The organism is Mesorhizobium sp. P3_A9, assembly GCF_056402975.1.
Genome location: NZ_JBFUGJ010000012.1, coordinates 26,598 through 46,786, shown reverse-complemented (window position 1 = coordinate 46,786; position 20,189 = coordinate 26,598). Strand labels below are relative to the sequence as shown.

General features: G+C 62.8%; 20 protein-coding genes. 8 read left to right on the top strand and 12 right to left on the bottom strand.

The window, feature by feature from the left end:
• The gene (locus tag AC1DX0_RS04120; protein WP_477354313.1) at positions 1–1,362 is read right to left on the bottom strand and encodes a hypothetical protein; all 1,362 of its coding nucleotides are present in this window, start codon (positions 1,360–1,362) and stop codon (positions 1–3) included.
• A 416-nt stretch (positions 1,363–1,778) separates the two neighbouring features.
• On the opposite strand from AC1DX0_RS04120, the gene AC1DX0_RS04115 reads away from it, so the two are divergent.
• Positions 1,779–2,420: a LysE family translocator gene (locus tag AC1DX0_RS04115; RefSeq protein ID WP_477224418.1), complete on the top strand. Its 642-nt coding sequence runs from the start codon at positions 1,779–1,781 to the stop codon at positions 2,418–2,420.
• On the opposite strand, the gene AC1DX0_RS04110 is transcribed toward AC1DX0_RS04115, so the two are convergent.
• From AC1DX0_RS04110 to rlmN, 3 genes are read right to left on the bottom strand one after another with little or no spacing between them, the layout of a single operon-like run.
• Positions 2,392–2,874 (bottom strand): hypothetical protein, encoded by a 483-nt coding sequence (locus AC1DX0_RS04110; RefSeq protein ID WP_477224417.1) that lies wholly within the window; start codon positions 2,872–2,874, stop codon positions 2,392–2,394. The two genes, AC1DX0_RS04115 and AC1DX0_RS04110, sit on opposite strands and share 29 nt — an antisense overlap.
• Entirely contained in the window at positions 2,871–3,320 is a 450-nt protein-coding gene (locus AC1DX0_RS04105) for a hypothetical protein (RefSeq protein WP_477354310.1), read from the bottom strand. The genes AC1DX0_RS04110 and AC1DX0_RS04105 overlap by 4 nt, the downstream gene beginning before the upstream one ends.
• On the bottom strand, positions 3,317–4,549 hold the full coding sequence (gene rlmN / locus AC1DX0_RS04100; protein ID WP_477354307.1) for a dual-specificity RNA methyltransferase RlmN: 1,233 nt from the start codon (positions 4,547–4,549) through the stop codon (positions 3,317–3,319). Before rlmN ends, AC1DX0_RS04105 begins: the two co-directional genes overlap by 4 nt.
• Before the next feature lie 129 nt (positions 4,550–4,678).
• On the opposite strand from rlmN, the gene AC1DX0_RS04095 reads away from it, so the two are divergent.
• Complete coding sequence (locus tag AC1DX0_RS04095; RefSeq protein WP_477224414.1) at positions 4,679–6,034, top strand: chloride channel protein; 1,356 nt, start codon at positions 4,679–4,681, stop codon at positions 6,032–6,034.
• Positions 6,035–6,087: 53 nt separating this feature from the next.
• Here the strand turns inward: AC1DX0_RS04095 and AC1DX0_RS04090 are convergent, their stop codons facing one another.
• From AC1DX0_RS04090 to AC1DX0_RS04080, 3 genes are all read right to left on the bottom strand, one after another.
• Entirely contained in the window at positions 6,088–6,591 is a 504-nt protein-coding gene (locus AC1DX0_RS04090; RefSeq protein ID WP_477354304.1) for an invasion associated locus B family protein, read from the bottom strand.
• Between the two features lie 274 nt (positions 6,592–6,865).
• The gene (locus tag AC1DX0_RS04085) at positions 6,866–7,228 is read right to left on the bottom strand and encodes a YkvA family protein (protein ID WP_095202663.1); all 363 of its coding nucleotides are present in this window, start codon (positions 7,226–7,228) and stop codon (positions 6,866–6,868) included.
• A gap of 128 nt (positions 7,229–7,356) precedes the next feature.
• Entirely contained in the window at positions 7,357–7,653 is a 297-nt protein-coding gene (locus tag AC1DX0_RS04080; protein WP_477224413.1) for a 4a-hydroxytetrahydrobiopterin dehydratase, read from the bottom strand.
• A gap of 104 nt (positions 7,654–7,757) precedes the next feature.
• On the opposite strand from AC1DX0_RS04080, the gene AC1DX0_RS04075 reads away from it, so the two are divergent.
• On the top strand, positions 7,758–8,276 hold the full coding sequence (locus tag AC1DX0_RS04075) for a low molecular weight protein-tyrosine-phosphatase (protein WP_477224412.1): 519 nt from the start codon (positions 7,758–7,760) through the stop codon (positions 8,274–8,276).
• Here AC1DX0_RS04075 and thpR read toward each other — a convergent pair.
• Both thpR and AC1DX0_RS04065 read right to left on the bottom strand, forming a co-directional pair.
• Complete coding sequence (gene thpR / locus AC1DX0_RS04070; protein ID WP_477354301.1) at positions 8,180–8,776, bottom strand: RNA 2',3'-cyclic phosphodiesterase; 597 nt, start codon at positions 8,774–8,776, stop codon at positions 8,180–8,182. The two genes, AC1DX0_RS04075 and thpR, sit on opposite strands and share 97 nt — an antisense overlap.
• A 128-nt stretch (positions 8,777–8,904) precedes the next feature.
• On the bottom strand, positions 8,905–9,549 hold the full coding sequence (locus tag AC1DX0_RS04065) for an arylesterase (protein WP_477224410.1): 645 nt from the start codon (positions 9,547–9,549) through the stop codon (positions 8,905–8,907).
• A gap of 88 nt (positions 9,550–9,637) precedes the next feature.
• Between AC1DX0_RS04065 and AC1DX0_RS04060 the strand changes: the two genes are divergently transcribed.
• The 4 genes from AC1DX0_RS04060 (at position 9,638) to AC1DX0_RS04045 (ending at position 14,576) form a co-directional block, all read left to right on the top strand.
• A complete protein-coding gene (locus tag AC1DX0_RS04060) occupies positions 9,638–10,333 on the top strand; it encodes an ABC transporter ATP-binding protein (protein ID WP_477224409.1) in 696 nt (231 codons plus the stop codon).
• Positions 10,333–12,882 carry an ABC transporter permease gene (locus AC1DX0_RS04055; protein WP_477354298.1) on the top strand — a complete coding sequence of 850 codons (2,550 nt, stop codon included), beginning with the start codon at positions 10,333–10,335 and terminating at the stop codon, positions 12,880–12,882. Before AC1DX0_RS04060 ends, AC1DX0_RS04055 begins: the two co-directional genes overlap by 1 nt.
• Before the next feature lie 228 nt (positions 12,883–13,110).
• Positions 13,111–13,884 carry a Bax inhibitor-1/YccA family protein gene (locus tag AC1DX0_RS04050; RefSeq protein WP_477224407.1) on the top strand — a complete coding sequence of 258 codons (774 nt, stop codon included), beginning with the start codon at positions 13,111–13,113 and terminating at the stop codon, positions 13,882–13,884.
• Between the two features lie 119 nt (positions 13,885–14,003).
• Positions 14,004–14,576 carry an N-acetyltransferase family protein gene (locus tag AC1DX0_RS04045; protein WP_477224406.1) on the top strand — a complete coding sequence of 191 codons (573 nt, stop codon included), beginning with the start codon at positions 14,004–14,006 and terminating at the stop codon, positions 14,574–14,576.
• Positions 14,577–14,674: 98 nt separating this feature from the next.
• Here AC1DX0_RS04045 and AC1DX0_RS04040 read toward each other — a convergent pair whose 3' ends face one another.
• Both AC1DX0_RS04040 and AC1DX0_RS04035 read right to left on the bottom strand, forming a co-directional pair.
• A complete protein-coding gene (locus AC1DX0_RS04040) occupies positions 14,675–15,061 on the bottom strand; it encodes a DUF2794 domain-containing protein (RefSeq protein WP_477224405.1) in 387 nt (128 codons plus the stop codon).
• Positions 15,062–15,696: 635 nt separating this feature from the next.
• The gene (locus AC1DX0_RS04035) at positions 15,697–16,482 is read right to left on the bottom strand and encodes a DUF1223 domain-containing protein (RefSeq protein WP_477224404.1); all 786 of its coding nucleotides are present in this window, start codon (positions 16,480–16,482) and stop codon (positions 15,697–15,699) included.
• A gap of 178 nt (positions 16,483–16,660) precedes the next feature.
• On the opposite strand from AC1DX0_RS04035, the gene AC1DX0_RS04030 reads away from it, so the two are divergent.
• Positions 16,661–17,338, top strand: a complete 678-nt coding sequence (locus AC1DX0_RS04030; protein WP_477224403.1) for a ceramidase domain-containing protein — start codon at positions 16,661–16,663, stop codon at positions 17,336–17,338.
• 94 nt (positions 17,339–17,432) lie between these two features.
• Here AC1DX0_RS04030 and acnA read toward each other — a convergent pair whose 3' ends face one another.
• Entirely contained in the window at positions 17,433–20,123 is a 2,691-nt protein-coding gene (gene acnA / locus AC1DX0_RS04025) for an aconitate hydratase AcnA (RefSeq protein ID WP_477354295.1), read from the bottom strand.
• Between the last annotated feature and the right edge of the window lie 66 nt (positions 20,124–20,189).

Sequence of the window (20,189 nt, the reverse complement as noted above, 5' to 3'; positions counted from 1 at the left end):
TCACGTCCCCGACTTGGCCAGGACAAGTTCGAGGAACATGCGTACGAAACGGGTCTGCACGAACGCGTTGTGGACGGCTGCTGTGACCTTGGTGTCAGGGCTACATCCGTACTGGCAGCTGTCGCTTAGATCATTGCGACAATCGTTGCTGTTTCCCTTGCCGGGTGCATCGATGCCTTCCTCGTTGGTATGCACGTTCCACATCCAGCCTGGCGCGGAGGCATATCTCTCCGGAGGTCCTACACGAGCTAATTTCGATAGGTAGAATTGAGAATCACACTGGGTTTCAGGGCTGAGATAAAATAGCTGTACATTTTTTTCCTGCTTTCCGGCATCAATCTGGTACCATTGCGTCTGCCTCGGATATTTGTCGRCAAAAGGGAAATCCGGCTTCTCCGTGTCTGAAATAAAACACTTGCCGACCTTGAAACATGCGCCCCCGTCTGGACACGCTTCTCCAGATGGGACCCAAGGCATTTCGAGCGTGTGGGTAAGATACGGCGCGTAGTGTCCAATTGATCTGAATGCGCTTTTTGGGAAAATCTTGTCGGTGATGCCGATCTCCAGGCCAAGCATCCGGCCAATGGATGCCCCTATCGGAAAGCCCAAATCAGTGGCCCAATCGTCGCTTGATGTGACGTTGATCCAATAGGGCAGTTTGGAACCGTTGGGATAATGGGCCTGCATGAAGTCGTCGAAGGCATCCGCGCCGATCGCCGGATTGATGGTTGCCACCAGGCTCCTGGGACCAAACGGCTGAACCGGGCCGTGTGCCAGCTTGGCCTGCTTCAACATGTATCGCGATAGCAGCCTGCCGCCGAACGAATGGCCGATGACCAACACAGGCGTTACGACGCCATGTGGTGGGTTGACCGCATCGTTGATGCGCTTCATGTCGGCTGCGAAACTATCTGAATTGCCGATAGCATCTGCTGCGCTGCCAATCTTGCCTGCATTCAGGTAGTTGGAATCCGGCCCGCCATTCCAGCCGATGTAGATACCAAAAACCTTCCGGACTTCTTTCTGTTCGACCTTCTGTTCGCCTTGCTGTTCGCCGAGTTCGTATTTGGTCTTGGCGAGAACATGTTTGAAAGCCAGCAGGTTGCCATCCTGGTTGTAGGGCCGGTCGCCGCCCAACCTGATCCTGGTGCTGTCTTCCCTGGCGTTGTGATGCCAACCGTGCGCGAAGATAACCAGCATGACCGGCCCCTCCGCCACGAGTCTATGAAGCTCGTCGACAATCGCATCGGCCTGCTGGCAATCTAGGAGCTTGCCGGCCTCCGGGCCGCTGGTACTATACTCGAGTGTGGCATATTCGAAAGGCTGCGGCTCAAGTCTGCCATCATCTGGCAAGGCATCCATGCGACTGGTATCCCATCCATCGTTGCCGACACCGAAACACCTATCCCTCTTTTCACCGGTACATTCGTCTCTGTGCTGTATGTATGCTGAAAGAGGAGCACGGTCGACGCTCTTCAGTGTGTTGCATATCGAGTGATAATTGACGTCCGGATCGGAATCGAAGGCCTTCGACAACAGGATTAGATAGAACGGCAAGATCAAGAAAGCCGCGATTATACATCTCTTCCATCTGCTTTTCATATTGATTCCCCCAGGCACCCAAGAAAAAGTGTATAGTGGAATTACCTGAAGGTAAATTCGCGGCCCAATTCCTTGTCTGGTGGCACTGTCGTTATCAGAAGCCGGAAGAAATCTCGGGATATTGACGAGCGATCGGAATGTCAGAATGGTCGGGTCCGCCAACACAGGAACCGCCCATGTCCTTCATTCCCGACACCACTACGCTGATCCAGTTCGCCATAGCCACGGTCATCCTGGCGATCACGCCTGGGCCTGACATGACCTTGTTCGTCTCGCGTACGCTGAGCCAGGGGCGTGCCACCGGCTTTGCCTCGATGGCCGGCGCGCTGTGCGGCACGCTGATCCACACCACGCTGGTGGTGGTCGGTGTCTCGGCGCTGATCGTCGCCTCGCCGATGGCCTTCTTCGTGCTGAAGATTTTTGGCGCCGGCTATCTCGTCTTCCTGGCCTGGCAGGCCATCGCCAAGGGCTCGGCCTTTTCGCCCGAAAAGAAGACGGGACCGCAGATCTCGCTGTTGCGCAGCTGGGCGGCGGGGCTTGGCGTCAATTTGCTCAACCCGAAGATCATCCTGTTCTTCATGACCTTCCTGCCGCAGTTCGTCTCCGCCCATGATCCGCACGCACCGGGAAAGCTGTTCTTCCTCGGCGCCATGTTCATCGTGCTGTCGATCCCGGTAACAGTGCCGATGGTGCTGGCGGCGGAGAAATTCTCGGCGGCGATGAAGGCCAGCCCGCGCGTCACGCGAGTGGTCGACTATCTCTTCGCCGGCGTGTTCTCGGCCTTCGCGCTCAAGATCCTGACGGCCCAGGCGAAATAGGGGCGTTTCCGTCCTTCCACCAGCTTCCGGCCCAGCGACCGGCGCTCAGCCAGTAGAAGATGCCGCCGACCATGCCGCCGCCGATCACCGCCATGATGGCGCTGGTTTCGGTGACCGCGAAGGTGGACTCTTGGGCATGGTCGACCAGGCCGAGGAAGACGGCCGCCACCACCGCACCCGCCAGCGCATAGTACAGCCAGTCACGCCGGCCGAGGATTTCGGCAACCAGGATGACGACTGCCGCCGGCAGGAAGGCGAAATAGGCGACGAACAAAGCGACGAAGGGGATCGAGAAATACAGCGAAGCCGTTGCCGTCGGGTGCGTGTGATCAGGCGTATAGCCGAGCGAGGCCAGGAACAGGATGTTGAGGAAGGCGCTCGCCGCCAGCGAGGCGACGGCATAGCCGAACAGGATCATGGCAAAGCGGACGAGGTAGGAGACGAAGCGGGTCATCCCGCATCCCGCTGTTTGAGCTGACCGGACCCGCGCCCGGCCAGAAGCCAGTAGACCCAACCGGCGGCGGYGCCGGCCGTAGCCAGAAAACCAAGAAAGCCCGGATTGAAAACAAACCCTCCCGCCGAGCCCGGGACCAAGACACCAAAGGCGGTGGAGGTGATCGCGCCCGTGGCTGCGAAGTAGAACCATCCTTGCAGCGACCGCCATTCAGCGAGAACGATGGCAGGGCCGACGATCAGCAGCGCGCAGATCGCCACGGTCAACACGGCGAGCGGAAAGGAGCCCAGCCAGTCGAAGGTGAAGACCAGGGACCAGTTGCCATACTCGATTCCTTCGAGAAGGGTGATCAGCAGCACAGGCACCAGGATTGAGGTCAGCACAGCGGCGATATAGCCGACTGCTATGATAACGAAGCGCTGCGACCAGGCGACGAGACGGCTCACGCCTCGCCGTGCCCCGCGATCATCATGGCTTCCAGCGCCAGCCGGTCGACCTTGCGCATGCGCTCGGAGTCCGACTTCAGCTGACCGCAGGCGGCGAGGATGTCGCGGCCGCGCGGCGTGCGGATCGGCGAGGCATAGCCGGCATTGTTGATGTAATCGGCGAATTTCTCGATCGTCTCCCAGTCCGAGCACTGGTAGTTGGTGCCCGGCCACGGGTTGAACGGGATCAGGTTGATCTTGGCCGGAATGCCCTTGAGCAGCTTTATCAGGCCCTTGGCGTCCTCGATGGAATCGTTGACGTCCTTCAGCATCACATATTCGAAGGTGATGCGCTTGGCGTTCGACAGGCCGGGATAGGCGCGGCAGGCAGCAATCAGCTCTTTCAGCGGATACTTCTTGTTGATCGGCACCAGCAGGTCGCGCAGATCGTCATTGGTGGCATGCAGCGAGATCGCCAGCATGACGCCGATCTCCTCGCCGGTGCGGAAGATTTCCGGCACGACGCCGGAAGTCGACAGCGTGATGCGGCGCTTCGACAGGGAAAGCCCGTCGCCGTCGGAAGCGATCAGCAGCGCCTTCTTCACCGCCTCGAAATTGTAGAGCGGCTCGCCCATGCCCATCATGACGATGTTCGACACTTTGCGGCCCTCGGCCGGCACGATGGCGCCGTCCGGCGTGTCGCGGTCGGGGAAGTCGCCGAGCCGGTCGCGCGCGGTGAGCAATTGCGCCAGGATTTCCTCAGCGGTCAAATTGCGCACCAGCTTCTGCGTGCCGGTGTGGCAGAACGAGCAGGTCAGCGTGCAGCCGACCTGCGAGGAGATGCAGAGCGTGCCGCGGCCTTCCTCTGGGATATAGACGGTTTCGATCTCGACCGGCCGGCCGGCGCCGCGCGGCGGGAAGCGGAACAGCCATTTGCGGGTGCCGTCGGAAGAAATCTGTTCCTCGACGATCTCGGGCCKGGCGACGGTGAARTGCTTGTCSAGYTCGGCGCGCAGRTCCTTGGAGATRTTGARCATGCCKGSGAAGTCGGAGACGCCGCGCACATACATCCAGTGCCAGAGTTGCTGGGCGCGCATCTTTGCCTGGCGTTCCGGCACGATACCGGACGCGACGAGCGCCTCTGCGAGCTCGACACGCGTCAGGCCGATCAGCGACGGCTTTTCGGGCGCGGCGCGGGCGCGCAACGCGTCACGGGCACCCTCAGTGGTGAGGTCGAAGGAAAGGGTCATGGTTGCACTGATATAAGCGGTTTACGGCCGATTTCATCCATCGCGCCTGATATGAAGCGCGGCGCATAGCACAGGTTGACGTGAGAGTCATGCGGCGCTAGGCCGAACCACCCCCCTCCGAGAACAGACATGGCCGGCACATCGCGAAAATACCCCATGCTGCGGCGTTCGCGCTCCATGCTGGGTTCACGGCGCGTGTGGCAGCCGCGGCTGGTGTTCTGGGCCGGCGCGGTTGGCATCGGTGTGATCAGCGTGCTGTTTGCGGTGCTGGCCGACAAGGCGCAGGCGCTGTTCCACTTGATGACAGGAAACGGCGGCGACCGGCGTTTCTACCTGCCGCTCATTGTTACGCCGCTGGGTTTCGTGCTGTGCGCCTGGCTCGCCCATGCTTTTTTCCCCGGCTCGCAAGGCAGCGGCATTCCGCAGGCGATCGCCGCTCGGCATCTGCGCGACGACGACGATCGCAGTCACATCCTGTCGCTCAAGCTGGTGGTCGGGAAGATTGCACTCACCGTCGTCGGCCTGTTCTGCGGCGCTTCGATCGGCCGCGAAGGCCCGACCGTGCAGGTCGGCGCCTCGCTGATGCTGCAGGCGGCGCGCTGGGGCGGCATGGCGCAGGCGCGCGGTCTGATCCTGGCCGGTTCGGCGGCCGGCATTGCGGCCGCGTTCAACACGCCGCTGGCTGGGATCGTCTTTGCCATCGAGGAGATGGGCCGCACCTATGAGGCGCGTACCAACGGGCTGGTGCTGACGGCGGTGATCCTGGCCGGCCTCGCTTCGCTCGGCCTGCTCGGCAACTACACCTATTTCGGCGTCTCGAAGGAGACGATCTCGTTCGCCGCCGACTGGCCGCTGGTGCTTGGCTGCGGCGTCATTGGCGGCGGCCTCGGTGCGCTGTTCTCGCTGCTGGCGCTGAAGACAACGCGGCGGATCCGGCGCTGGCACACGCAGCAGCCCTTGGCGCGCGCACTGCTGGTGGCCGCTGTCTGTGGGCTTGCCGTGGCGGTGATCGGCATCGCCTCGGGCGGACTGACTTTCGGCACCGGCTATGCGCAGGCGCGCGGCGCCGTCGAAGGCACACCGCTGCCATGGTTCTTCTTTGCCGAAAAGTTCCTCGCCGGGCTGCTGTCGATGGTTTCGGGCATTCCCGGCGGCATCTTCGCGCCATCGCTGGCGGTCGGTGCCGGCATCGGCAGCTCGCTCGGCCTGCTGCTGGGCGCCAGCACCGGTGCTGCAGCGCTGCTCGGCATGGCCGGCTATTTCGCCGGCGTCGTGCAGGCGCCGATGACGGCCTTTGTCATCATCCTGGAGATGACCGGCAATCACGACAATGTCATTGCACTGATGCTGGCGTCGATGCTGGGCTATGGCACGGCGCGGCTGATCTCGCACGAGCCGCTCTATCACGCGCTGTCGCGCGTCTTCATCGCCGAGGCGATCCGGCGGCGGCGGGCGGAGGCGGAACCAGAGCCGGGCCATGGCTGAAAAGCAAAAGGCCGGGATCGTGGCCCGGCCTTCGGTTCAAATACGGCTTGTGCTCACTTGCACTTGGCGATCGATGTCAGCGCCGCCGAAATGCCTTTCAGGGAGAAGACATAGGAGGTGGGATTGCCGCGGCCGGACTTGGCCGTCACCTTCATGTCGGTGCCGGTCTTCATGGCGGCGATCAGCACCGGTTCCTCGGCGGCGTTCTCGACCCAGGCCGACTTGCCTTTCGTGAACATCGAGAAGGACTTCTTGTCGATGGTGACGGTGGCCTTGGAGCCTTCCTGGAAGGTGTAGCCGGCAATGAACTGCGGCTCGTAAGACACCTGCTGTCCCGGCCGCTGGCTGACGAAGAAGAACATGTCGCCATGGTCGAGCGTCGGCGGCTGCTTGTCGGTCGGCACGGTGAGCACGTAGCAGACCTTGCCGCCCGATGCCTGGTAGCTGTAGGTGCCCCAGGCATTGTGCTGGCCGATCTTGGTCGCCTGCTGCKCCAGAACAGGCGCTGCCGAGGCCACCAGGACCAGACTCGAAACTAGTGCTATCAATCCGCGCATCGTCTTTCCCGTATTCCAAATGGTGCGGAGGCGGGCCGCTTGGCGTCCTGCCGTCGCTTCATTTTGATTTAATCTGGGTYACCAAACGGTGAATTTCCCTCAACAAAAGGACGCTCACCCCAGGAAACCGCCGCCATTTCCGCGCCGCCGCCTTGTCAGCGGTCGGCGCGACGTCCCTTCGGCGACTTGGAGGCCACGAAAGCGGCAAGAGTTTGACTTTTTCGCCGGCCGCTGAAGGCCTGGGATCCAGGGGACACGTGCCGGCTGAAGGCGCTCAGCCCTTGTCGGCGATGGCGTCCTTGGCGGCCTGGCGATGCGCCGGCGTGATGTGGGCGCTGACGGCGGTGATCGCGGCGGTCAGCACGGCGATGTCGTCGGTGAAGCCGAGCCCGAAAATGAAGTCGGGGATGAGGTCAAAGGGCAGGACGAAATAGCCGAGCGCGGCCACCAATATGCCCTTGGCGCGCATCGGTGTGTTCTTGTCCATGGCGCAGTAGTAAGCGGCGACCACGTCTTCCATGAACGGAATCTGCCGCGCGGCCTTCTTGGCCGTGCGCCAGAATTTTTCGCGCACTTCGCTTTCGCCGCCGAGCTTGTCGCCAAAGCCAAAGAAATCAAAACCGGGTTGCTGCGCCATCAATCACTCCTTGCGGGTCTCATGCGCATCCTGGCGCACGCCTCGCGAGGGAAAATGTGGTGAAAGCTGAACCCGGCTACAAGATGCGGGCGCCGATTTGGGATCGACGCTTGCGGCCAAGCGTACATTCAGCCGCCGAAATACCCGTTCATCTTCTTTGCCAGCGCTATGTCGAGCGCCGTGACGCCGCCAGCGTCATGGGTGTTCAGCGTCACGTCCACGGTCTTGTAGACGTTTGACCAGTCGGGGTGATGGTCCATCTTCTCGGCTGCCAGCGCGACGCGGGTCATGAAGGCGAAGGCTTCGGAAAAATTCTTGAAGACGAAGCTGCGCTTGATCGAGGCGCCGTCCATGGCCAGCGACCAGTCGCCGAGTTCCGCAAGGGCAGCGGTGATGGCGTCCTTGCTGAGTTTTTCTCTCGTCATGATGATTTCCCGTGCTATCTCGAATTTGACCCTCACCATAATGCAAGTCGTCCAGAAGTGCTTTGCGGTTTTAGGGTTCCAAATGCACAAACGGCGCATATCGAATGAGCATAAAGCCCATAAATTCCATTCTCTTCGTTTGCCTCGGCAACATCTGCCGGTCGCCGCTGGCCGAGGGCGTCTTTCGCGCCGTCTGGGCAGAGCATGGCGGGGGCCGGGATATCCAGCTCGATTCAGCCGCCACCAGCGCCTGGGAGGTCGGCTCGGCGCCTGATCCACGCTCGATCGCGATTGCCTTGCGTCACGGCATCGACATTTCCGGACAGCGGGCACGCAAGGTCACGCCGCAGGATTTCTCCCGTTTCGACCTGATCCTCGGCATGGACGGCTCGAATGTCGCCGATCTCAAGGCACTGGCGCCGGCGGCTGCGCGCGACCGGGTGCAGTTGTTCCTGGAGTTCGCGCACGGACAGGCGCGCGACGTGCCGGATCCCTACTATGACGGGGCGGAGGCCTTTGCCGAAGTCTACCGCATGATCCGCGAGGCGTCGGAGGCGCTGGCGACGCGGCTGGCGGCACGCGCATCGGTGCCTGACAGCGGCCAGGCTTCCTCGACGATGTAGGGACCGCCACCGACCGAATCGCGCGACGACATCAGGACGAAGCGGCCGATGCGGAACGGCAGCGTYGARAAATTGCCGCGYGCCGAMAGRTAYTGSGCGACGTCSAGCGGGSTCGAATTGCGCAGSCGCGCCAGCGTCACATGCGGSRTGAACTTGCGCGGRTCGGYTGGRATGCCGAGCCGCTGGCAGATGCGKTCGATYTCRCCCTGMAGGGCGGMRAGATCGKGCGARGCKGARRCGCCGGCCCAYACMGCATGCGGCTTCTTCTGGCCGAARGCGCCGACACCSGACARYGTCAGCGAGAAGGAGGGGCGTTGAACCCGGTCGAGCGCGTTGGCGATCTCATCGGCGACATGACCGGGGACATCACCGATGAAGCGCAGCGTCAAATGGTAGTTTTCGACGTCGATCCAGCGGGCGCCGGGCAGGCCGCCCCGCAGCAGGGACAGCGAAAGGGCGGCGTCACGCGGAATTTCGAGGGCGGTGAAAAGACGCGGCATGATGAGCCTCCCTTCCTCGAATCGAACTGTCATCCCTAGCGAATCATCGATAGTCAAACGGGGCAAGAGGTTTGTTGGTCACAGGTGTCGCAAAAAGTTTCCCCAACGGAAACAGGCCAAGATCGGCCTCATCTGCCTCCGGGCACCGCCGCCATGGCCTTCTCGACGGTGGGCAGAATGCGCTCGACCATCACGTCGACACCTCTGGCATTCGGATGCAGACCATCCTCGAGCTGCAGGCCAGGCTGGCCGGCGACGTCGTCGAGGAAGAACGGATAGAGTGGGACGCCGTACTTCGCGGCCAGGTCCGGAAAGATGGCGTCGAAGGTGGTCTGGTAGTCGGCGCCAAGATTGGGCGCGGCGCGCATGCCGGCCAGCAGCACCGCGATATTGCGCTGTTTGAGCTTACCCAGCATCTCGTCGAGGTTCTTCCGGGGGATATCAGGCGAGACGCCGCGCAGCATGTCGTTGGCGCCGAGTTCGAGGATGACCAGCTGGGTTCCGTCCGGCACCGACCAGTCGAGCCGCGCCAGGCCGCCGCTGGTGGTGTCACCGGAAACGCCGGCATTGGCGACGGTCACGTCATGGCCTTTGGCGCGCAAAGCTGCCTGGAGCTTGTCGGTAAAACCCTCGCCCGGCCCGAGGCCGAAGCCCGCCATCAGGCTGTCACCGAAGCCGACGATCTTGAATGGCTCGGCCCGCGCCGACGAAATGGCGCCGCAAACGGCGAGGAAAAGGATCAAGCATGCGGCTATCTGGCGTTTGAAAGACATGCGGCAGGCCCCATATGACAAAAATATTCTTCCGGGCGACTGCTTCCGGCAAGCAGAGCCTTCACGTTCCATATAGGACACTTTCATTTTGACAGAAGCCGTCATCGCGCTGAAAGACGTATCGCTGACGCTCGGCGAGGGCGCTTCGTCCGTCCATGTGCTGAAAGGCGTCAGCCTCGAGGTGGCGCGCGGCGAGGCGACCGGCATCGTCGGGCCGTCTGGATCCGGCAAGTCGACCTTGCTGATGGTGCTGGCAGGCCTGGAAAGGGTCGATTCGGGTACGGTACGAATCGCTGGCGAGCTGCTCAACGGCAAAAGCGAGGATCAGATTGCTTCGTTTCGTGGCCGAAACATTGGCATCGTGTTCCAATCCTTCCATCTCATCCCCAACATGACGGCGCTTGAAAATGTCGCGGTGCCGCTGGAACTGGCCGGCCATGCCGATCCCTTTTCTGTGGCGGCACGCGAACTGGCGGCGGTGGGCCTCTCCGACCGCGTCACCCATTATCCCGGCGAACTCTCCGGCGGTGAACAGCAGCGCGTGGCGATCGCCCGGGCGCTGGCGCCGTCGCCGCGCATTCTCATCGCCGACGAGCCGACCGGCAATCTCGACCAGGCGACGGGGCGGCAGGTCGCCGACCTCCTGTTCGCCGAGGCGGCCGAGCGCGGCATGACGCTGGTGCTGGTCACCCATGATCCTGCACTTGCGGCACGCTGTTCGCGACAGGTCTCGATGCGCTCCGGCCGGATCGAAGCGCCGGCGCCGGTCAAGGTTACTGCCTGATGCCGTTGGCGCAGACGCTGAAGCTTGCCGTCCGCTTCTCGCTGCGCGAGATGCGTGGCGGCCTGTCCGGCTTCCTGATCTTCCTCGCCTGCATCGCGCTCGGCGTCGCCGCGATCGGCGGCGTCAATTCGGTTGCCCGTTCGATCAGCGCCGGCGTCGCCGATCAGGGCCAGACGCTGCTCGGCGGCGATCTGCGCTTCCAGATCAACCAGCGCGATGCCAGCCAGGCGGAGCGCGGCTTCCTCGATGGGCTCGGCACCGTTTCGCGCACCGCCAGCATGCGCTCGATGGCGCGCCTGGCCGATGGTTCGGACCAGGCGCTGGTCGAGGCCAAGGCGGTCGATGACGCCTATCCGCTCTATGGCGCGTTGGAAACCGAACCGAAGCTGTCGAAGCAGGAACTGTTCGGCGAAGAATTTGGCGTCTTCGGCGCGGCGGCGCCCGATCTGTTGTTCGAACGGCTGCATCTCAAGCTCGGCGACCGGCTGAAGCTCGGCACCGCCACTTTCGAATTGCGCGCCAGGCTGGTCACCGAGCCGGATGCCGTGTCCGACGGTTTCGGTTTCGCGCCAAGGCTGATGATCTCGACCGAAGGCCTGGCCGCCAGCGGGCTGGTGCAGCCGGGTAGCCTGGTCGAAAATGCCTACAAGATCCGGCTGCCCGCCGACGCCGACGAGGCGCGGCTGAAGGCCATCCAGGACCAGGCAGCGAAAGATTTTCCCGAGGCCGGCTGGTCGATCCGCACACGCAGCAATGCGGCACCGGCACTGTCCTCCAACATCGAGCGCTTCTCGCAGTTCCTGACGCTGGTCGGGCTGACGGCGCTGGTGGTCGGCGGCGTCGGCGTCGCCAACGCGGTGCGCGCCTATCTCGACGGCAAGCGCGGCGTCATCGCCACCTTCAAGAGCCTCGGCGCTTCCGGCGGCTTCGTCTTTGCCGTCTATCTCGTGCAGATCCTGATCATCGCCGCACTCGGCATCGTGCTCGGCCTGGTGCTTGGCGCGCTGATGCCGTTTGCCGCGAGTGCCGCGCTGCAGTCCGTCATCCCGGTGCCGGCGGAGGGCGGCTTCTATCCCGGTGCGCTCGGGATGGCGGCGCTGTTCGGGCTGCTGGTGACGCTGGCCTTCGCGCTGCTGCCGCTTGGCCGCGCCCGCGATGTGCCGGCGACTGCGCTGTTCCGCGAAATGGGTCTGGAAGGCCGTGGCTTGCCGCGTCCGATCTATGTCGCCTCGGCCATTGGCATCGCGCTGCTGTTGGCGGCGCTCGCCATCCTGTTYTCSGGCGACCRSCGCATCGCCTCGATCTTCGTCGGCGCCACCATTTTYGCCTTCCTGGTGCTGCGYCTGGTTGGYGSRCTGGTGCAATGGGCGGCAAGGAAGAGCCCGCGCGTKCGCTYCGTGGCGCTCAGGCTSGCSRTCRGCAAYATCCATCGSCCRGGCGCSYTGACSCCRTCGGTGGTGCTGTCGCTSGGSCTCGGGCTGACRCTSYTGGTGACGCTGGCGCTGATYGACGGCAATCTSMGGCAGCAGATCTCCGGCAGCCTGCCGGAGCGGGCGCCGAACTTCTTCTTCGTCGACATCCAGGGCAGCGATGTCGACGCGTTCTCCGCTTTGATCGGCAAGGAGGCACCACAGGGCACGCTGGCCAAGGTGCCGATGCTGCGCGGCCGGGTGATGGCGCTCAACGGCGTCGATGTCGACAAGGTCAAGGTGCCGGCCGAAGGCGCCTGGGTGTTGAAAGGCGATCGCGGCCTGACCTATGATGCCAAGCAACCGGCAAATGCGACGCTGACCGAGGGCAAATGGTGGCCGGACACTTATGCCGGCGAGCCGCTGGTTTCGTTCTCGGCGCAAGAGGGCAAGCAGATCGGGCTGAAGCTCGGCGACACCGTCACCGTCAATGTGCTTGGCCGGAATGTGACGGCGAGGATCGCCAATTTCCGCCAGGTTCAATGGGAAACGATGGGCATCAATTTCGTCATGGTGTTCTCGCCCAACACATTCGCGGGTGCGCCACATGGCTGGATGGCGACGCTGACCGAGAAGAGCGCGACGACGGCCGACGACGCGCGCATTCTCAATGCCGTCACCCGCGCCTTCCCGGCGGTGACGACAGTGCGCGTCAAGGATGCGCTCGATGTCGTCAACCGGCTGGTCGGCCAGCTCGGCACGGCGATCCGGGCGGCGGCCGGCGTGGCGCTGATCGCCTCGGTGCTGGTGCTGGCCGGTGCGCTGGCCGCCGGCAACCGGGCGCGCATCCATGACGCGGTGGTGCTGAAGACGCTCGGCGCCACCAGGAGAACGCTGATCACGGCGTTTTCTCTCGAGTACATGCTGATCGGACTGGCCACCGCACTCTTCGCACTGGCCGCCGGCGGCATCGCGGCTTGGTACATTGTCGCCCGCATCATGACRYTGYCGTCGCATTTCATGCCSGAGGTGGCGGTGGCGACCATCSTGTTTTCGCTGGTCATTACCGTCGGCATCGGCCTTGCCGGSACSTGGCGGGYGCTSGGYCAMAAGGCAGCSCCGGTGCTGCGCGAGCTGTAATTTCGGGGCCAGAGCGGCCATTCCGGATTAAATCTTGGTAAGGATGCCGGTTGGAAAGCCCGCGAATCGGCCTTTCGGCCTCTCACGAACCGTTACATCCGGTTACGGTCTTGTTCTTGACGCGAATAACCATCATATTTCGCCACAGGCATGCTGGAGTCCCGCCAGCGGCGCCTGGGTCCGCAAGAGGCCCGACACCGGACGGGGCAGAAGCAATAGAGGATTCCAATGGCTGATCCCATTCGCAACTATCAGACGTCGGCGGTGCCCGGCGTCCGCGCCGACATCGATCAGGGTCTGCGCGCCTATATGATCAAGGTCTACAATTTGATGGGGCTTGGCCTCCTCATCACCGGCCTTGCCGCCGTCGGCACGATCATGCTGGCCACCACCACCGATCCGGCCTCGGCTGTCGCAACGCTGCCGAGCGGCGAGATGCTGACGTCCTTCGGCTATGCGATCTTCGGGTCGCCGCTGCGCTGGGTGGTGATGCTGGCGCCGCTGGCCGCCGTGTTCTTCCTGTCGTTCAGGATTCAGTCGATGAGCGTCGCTGCCGCGCAGACGACGTTCTGGGTCTATGCCGGCCTCGTCGGCCTGTCGCTGTCGTCGATCTTCCTGGTCTACACGACGGCCAGCATCTCGCAGACCTTCTTCGCCACCGCCGCCGCCTTCGGCGCGCTGTCGCTGTTCGGTTACACGACCAAGCGCGACCTGACGGCGATGGGTTCGTTCCTGATCATGGGCGTGTTCGGCATCATCATCGCGTCGGTGATCAACATCTTCCTGCAGTCGTCGGCGCTGTCCTTTGCCGTATCGGCGATCGGCGTGCTGGTTTTCGCCGGCCTCACCGCCTACGACACGCAGAAGATCAAGGAGATGTATTTCGAGGGCGATGCTTCCGATGTCGCCGGCCGCAAGGCCATCATGGGCGCGCTGAGGCTCTATCTCGACTTCATCAACCTGTTCATGTTCCTGCTGCAGTTCATGGGCGACCGCCGCTAAGGCTTCGCATCATGGTCTGACTGGACCATAGGTTTTGGAAAGGGCGGCCCAACGGCCGCCCTTTTCTTTTGCCCCGGTGTTTGCTGTTATCGGAGGCAGACAGAAGGCCTGCATAAAAAATGAGCAATATTGTGATTCGGCCGGCCAGCGCGGCCGACCTCGACACCATCACCGAAATCTACGCCGATGCAGTGACACATGGAACGGCGAGCTATGAACTGGAGCCGCCAAGCCGTGCCGAGATGGGCACGCGATTCGACACGCTCACGGCCGGCGGCTTTCCCTATCTGGTGGCGGAAAAGGACGGCGCCGTGCTCGGCTATGCCTATGCCGGCGCCTTCCGGCCACGCCCGGCCTATCGCTTCGTCATCGAGGATTCGGTCTATGTCGCGCCTGAAGCCAAGGGCCAGGGTGTCGGCCTCCAGCTGATGCAGAGCCTGATCGCGGCGGCCGAGGCGGCGGGTTTCCGCCAGATCATCGCGGTGATCGGCGACGGCCATGCCGACAGCGCCTCGGTCAGGCTGCACGAAAAGCTCGGCTTTCGCCATTCGGGCCGGCTCGAAGGCTCCGGCTACAAGCACGGGCGCTGGCTGGACACGGTGTTCATGCAGCTGTCGCTGAACCGCGGGGCGACGTTGCCCCCGGATCCGGCTTCTCTGCCGGAGCGGAAGTTTCGGGGGGAATTGAACTGAGGAATTGAAGAATTTGGGAATTGAAGAACAAAAACCGGCGCTTACATCAGACGCCGAGTGCCATTTTCCTCAATTCCTCAGTTCTCCAATTCCGTAGCTCAAGCCTCCACAACCCTGAGCTTGCTGTCGAACACGCCAAGCACGCGGCCGAGTTCCTGGCCGCGTTTGAGGATGCGGCCGCCGGCGGCGATGACGGCGAAGGCGCCTTGCTTGCGCGCCAGTTTCGGATCCTTGACGATCTGGAACAGCGGCACTTCGCTGGCACGGCGGAAGACGGAAAACACCGCTCTGTCGGTGAGATGATCGATGGCATAGTCACGCCATTCATTGGCGGCGACCATGCGTCCGTAGAGTCTCAGGATCTGGTCCAGTTCACGCCGTTCGAAGCGTACCGGCTGGTCGAGGCGCTCTCTTCGCGCCTCGTGCAGCGGGATCAATATTGCGGATGCGTCACCATCCCCCGTCCCGCCGCTGTCGTCAGTCATGCCTCGATCCTTCAAATGAATCTTTGCCAACCAAAATTGGCCTCTTCGCGCTGCAATTGCAAGAGCCGGCGAAGCGGTGGCGGCGGCGCGCCTTTTCCGTCACGTCCAGTCACGTTTGCAAACCGCATGTTGGAATTGGTGATGCTTCGCCACATTTCTGCCTTTTTTTATCCGCGCTCATGCCCCAATGTCCGACGAATTTACCGGTGTTGCCTGAGACGGTTCGGTCCGGCACCGGCTCGTAAACCCCAAGCCCCCCGCCCACGGGTCTGCGTCGGATCGAACCAACCTCGGTTTTTCCTCGGAAGAATCGGGTGCGACGATCCCAAAACCTAAATGACCGACGTCAGAAGCAAGCTGACGTCGGTTTTTTCATGGGCTGATGCGCTAGGCCTTCCTTCTCCCCTTGTGGGGTGAGCAGCCGGTTCGCGTAGCGAATTCATCGTGCCAGTGGCACGATGAAAGGCCAGCGAACGCCGGGACGCTGCGAAGCAGCGGGGACCCGGCAGGTGGATTGGCCACTACCGGCCCTTCGCAGGCTCAGGGCGTTCGAASCTCGAAAAGCCAAGCAATTGGCTTTTCGTCCGCTACGCGGACCGCTTCTCACCCCACAAGGGGAGAAGGGAGAGAGCCAATCAAGGCTTGTGAATAAACGCGGCGCCGAGAATGGGACCCGGCATGCCGTCCTTGCCGACCGACTGCAAAAGCACGGCGCAGCCGCCCTTCTTGGTGATCTCGCTCATCGGCAATTCATAGCGCTGCGCCTTGCCGTGCCACATGCCGGCGGTCTGGATGCCGGTGACCGCGTTCCAGTAGGTCATCTTGCGGCCGGAGTTCTCGCCCTGGGCGATCTTGACCGTCTGTGGCTGCTCGAAATAGACGATGACGACATGGGCGTCGCTCGGACCGGTGCCGGCATCGCCGGCGTCAATGATGACGCGGTCGCTGGTGCGGCTGACCTTGACGGGCACGTGCATGCCTTCGCCGGATCTCGCCATGCGGGCGAGTGCGCCGTCAACCTCGCCGCGATTGGCGCCGTTGACGTGCACGCGGCCATTGAGAACCGCCTGTGGCGTATAGACGGAGCGGCTGCCGAAGGAGCGCATGTAGTCATATTGCCGCTCGGTGTTTTCCTTGCGGCTCAGCGTGTCCTTCCAGCCGAGATAGTCCCAGTAGTCGACGTGATAGGAGAGCGCGACGATGTCTTCCTTGGTGGCAAGYTCGGCRAAGAASGCRTCGGCCGGCGGACAGGAACTGCAGCCCTGRCTGGTGAACAGTTCGACCACCCCGAGCGGTTTGTCCTGCTGGGGCTTGTCGGCCTGGATTCGTTCGGCCTCGCCCGCATGGCCGGCACCGGCAGAAGCCGAGAAGGCCAGCGCAAAGGCTGCCAGCCAAAGTGATCTTCGCCAGGCCATGACCATTCCAATTCCCGCCGGTGGCGCCGGCTTTGTTCTGATTGTCTGAAATATGTGGCAGAAGCGGAAGTCAACGGGAAGTCACGTTGAGGTGAAATTTTGCCATTGCAGTTGGAGGTAAGGCCGCAATAGGAGAGACATTGCATTTCACGACGTGTTTCGATTCGGGGACGGCATCATCACCATGTGGCAAACTCTCCTGACCCCCGTCGATCTCTATTGCGAGCGGACCGGCCCTGGACTTTGGGCTGAGCCGACAAATGCTTTGACCAACCTTGCTTTCATTGTCGCGGGATTGTGGGGTGTGCGGGAAGTACGGCGATGCAAGGCCGGCACCTTCGCCGAGGTGCTGGCCTGGTGGGTCGTGGCGATCGGCATCGGCTCGACGATCTTCCATACCTTTGCCACCAAGGGCACGATCTGGGTCGATATCCTGCCGATCGCCGGCTTCACGCTCGCTTACACGCTGTTCAATCTGCGCCGCTTCCTCGGCATGGACTGGGGCAAGGCGATTGCGGTCTTCGTCGTCTTCTATCCGGTGGCCGGCGCCATAACCTTCGCCGTGCCGGACTGGCTGCGCCAGGCGTCGAACGGCACGACGGGCTACCTGCCGCCGTTCCTGGCGCTCGCCTTCTTCGGCATTTGGGTGACGGCAAGCGGCAACCGGGCCGGCTTGTACAATCTGGCGGGGTCGGCGATCTTCGTGGTGTCCGTCATCTGCCGCATGATCGACCCGATGGTCTGCGGCAGCTTTCCGCTCGGCACGCACTTCCTGTGGCACATCTTCAACGGGCTGATGTTGGGGGTGCTGCTGGCGGCGACGGCGCGATTTGGAGCGCCGAAAGTAGGCAGTAGGCAGTAGGGCGGTAGGGCAGTAGGGCAGTAGGGCAGTAGGGCAGTAGGGTGTCTGCTTCCTTGCCCTACTCCCTTACTGCCCTACTGCCTTATTCCCTTACCTACGCTGCCAGATCGCGCAGCACGTATTGCAAGATGCCGCCGTTCTTGAAGTAGTCGAGCTCGTCCAGCGTATCGATGCGGCAGATGATCGGCACGTTCTTCACCGTGCCGTCGCCATAGGTSACCTTGGCGGTCATSGTCTGSCGCGGCTTGATGCTGCTCAGCCCGTCGATCTCGACSAKTTCGTCRCCCYTGAGGTTGAGCGAGGCCCATGAGGTGCCGTCCTCGAAGACGAAGGGGATGACGCCCATGCCGACCAGGTTCGAGCGATGGATGCGCTCGAAGGACTGGGCGATGACGGCGCGGACGCCAAGCAGGTTGGTGCCCTTGGCTGCCCAGTCGCGCGACGAGCCGTTGCCGTATTCGACRCCGGCGAAGATGACCAGCGGCACGCCTTCCTTCTTGTAYTCCATSGCGGCGTCGTAGATCGATTCCTCTTCCTTCGACGGATAGTGGATGGTGTAGCCGCCCTCGCGGCCGTTCTCGCCCAGCATGTGGTTGCGGATGCGGATGTTGGCGAAGGTGCCGCGCATCATCACCTCATGGTTGCCGCGCCGCGTGCCGTACTGGTTGAAGTCGGCAACGCCGACGCCGTGGTCGGTGAGGTATTTGCCGGCCGGCGAGGCGGCCTTGATCGAACCCGCCGGCGAGATGTGGTCGGTGGTGATCTTGTCGCCGAAGAGTCCCAGCACGCGCGCGCCCTTGATGTCGCCGATCTTGCCGAAACCGGCGGTCATGCCGGCGAAATAGGGCGGGTTCTGCACATAGGTCGAGTTGTCGTCCCAGGCATAGGTCTGGCCTTCCGGCGCCTKSACSTTCTGCCAGTRYTCGTCRCCCTTGAAGACGTCGGCATATTTGCGGGCGAACARYTCGCGGGTGACGTTCTTCTCGATGAAYTCCTGGATCTCGGCSGAGCTCGGCCAGATRTCCTTGAGGTAGACCGGATTGCCGTTCTTGTCCTCGCCGAGCGGTTCGGTGGTGAGGTCCTTGGTGACGGTYCCGGCCAGCGCRTGGGCTACGACCAGSGGCGGCGACGCCAGGTAGTTGGCCTGCACGTCGGGCGAGACGCGGCCTTCGAAGTTRCGGTTGCCGGAAARSACYGCGGCAGCRATCARGCCCTTGTCGTTGATGGTYTTCGAGATCGGCGCCGGCAGCGGGCCGGAATTGCCGATGCAGGTGGTGCAGCCGAAGCCGACCAGGTTGAAGCCGATCTGGTCGAGCTCCTTCTGCAGGCCGGATTTTTCGAGATATTCGGCAACCACCTGGCTGCCGGGGGCGAGAGAGGTCTTCACCCACGGCTTCTGCTTGAGGCCGAGGCGGTTGGCGTTGCGGGCCAACAGGCCGGCGCCGATCAGCACGCTCGGGTTCGAGGTGTTGGTGCACGAGGTGATGGCGGCGATGACGACGTCGCCATGGCCGAGGTCATGGTCGGTGCCTTCGACGGCATAACGCTTGTGGATTTCGGCTGCCTTCTTGTATTCGGTCTCCATCGCCTTGGCGAAGCCTTCCGGAATGCCTTCCAGCGCGACACGGCCTTCGGGGCGCTTGGGGCCGGCCATCGACGGCACGACGCTACCAAGCTCAAGCTCGAGCAGATCAGTGAAGACCGGGTCGGCGGAGCCGGTGTCGCGCCACAGGCCTTGCGCCTTGGAATAGGCCTCGACCAGCGCGATGCGATCCTCGCTGCGGCCGGACATTGTGAGGTAGCGGATGGTCTCGCTATCAACCGGGAAGAAGCCGCAGGTGGCGCCATATTCGGGCGCCATGTTGCCGATGGTGGCACGGTCGGCCAGCGTCATGTTGGACAGGCCCGGGCCGAAGAATTCGACGAACTTGCCGACGACGCCCTTCTTGCGCAGCATCTGGGTGACGGTGAGCACGAGGTCGGTGGCGGTGACGCCTTCCTTGAGCTTGCCGGTGAGGCGGAAGCCGATGACTTCGGGCAAAAGCATGGAGACCGGCTGGCCGAGCATGGCCGCCTCGGCCTCGATGCCGCCGACGCCCCAGCCGAGCACGCCAAGGCCGTTGATCATGGTGGTGTGCGAATCGGTGCCGACGCAGGTGTCGGGATAGGCCGTGGTTTCGCCGTCCTCGCTGTTGGTCCACACGACCTGGCCGAGATATTCGAGGTTGACCTGGTGGCAGATGCCGGTGCCGGGCGGCACGACGCGGAAGTTGCGGAACGCCTGCTGGCCCCATTTGAGGAACTTGTAGCGCTCCTCGTTGCGCTCATATTCGAGCTCGACATTGCGGGCAAAGGCCATCGGCGTGCCGAACTCGTCGACGATGACGGAGTGGTCGATGACGAGGTCGACGGGAACCAGCGGGTTGATCTTCTGCGGATCACCGCCGAGCGAGGCCATGGCGTCACGCATGGCGGCGAGATCGACCACGGCCGGAACGCCGGTGAAATCCTGCATCAGCACGCGGGCCGGGCGATAGGCGATCTCGACGCCGGCGGTGCCCTTGTCGGTGAGCCAGCCGGCGACCGCCTGGATCGATTCCTTGGTGACGGAGCGGCCGTCCTCGTTGCGCAGCAGGTTTTCCAGCAGCACCTTCATCGAATAGGGCAGCTGGGCGATGCCGGTGAGGCCGTTCTTCTCGGCCTCGATGAGGTCGAAATAGGCATATTCGGTGCCGCCCGCGGTCAGCGTGCGACGGCAATTGAAACTATCGAGGGATTTTGACACGTGCGGTCCGTCCTTGTCTGTTCAGCCTGAAAGGGAACGGACGCCGATGGCATGCAATCACGCGCA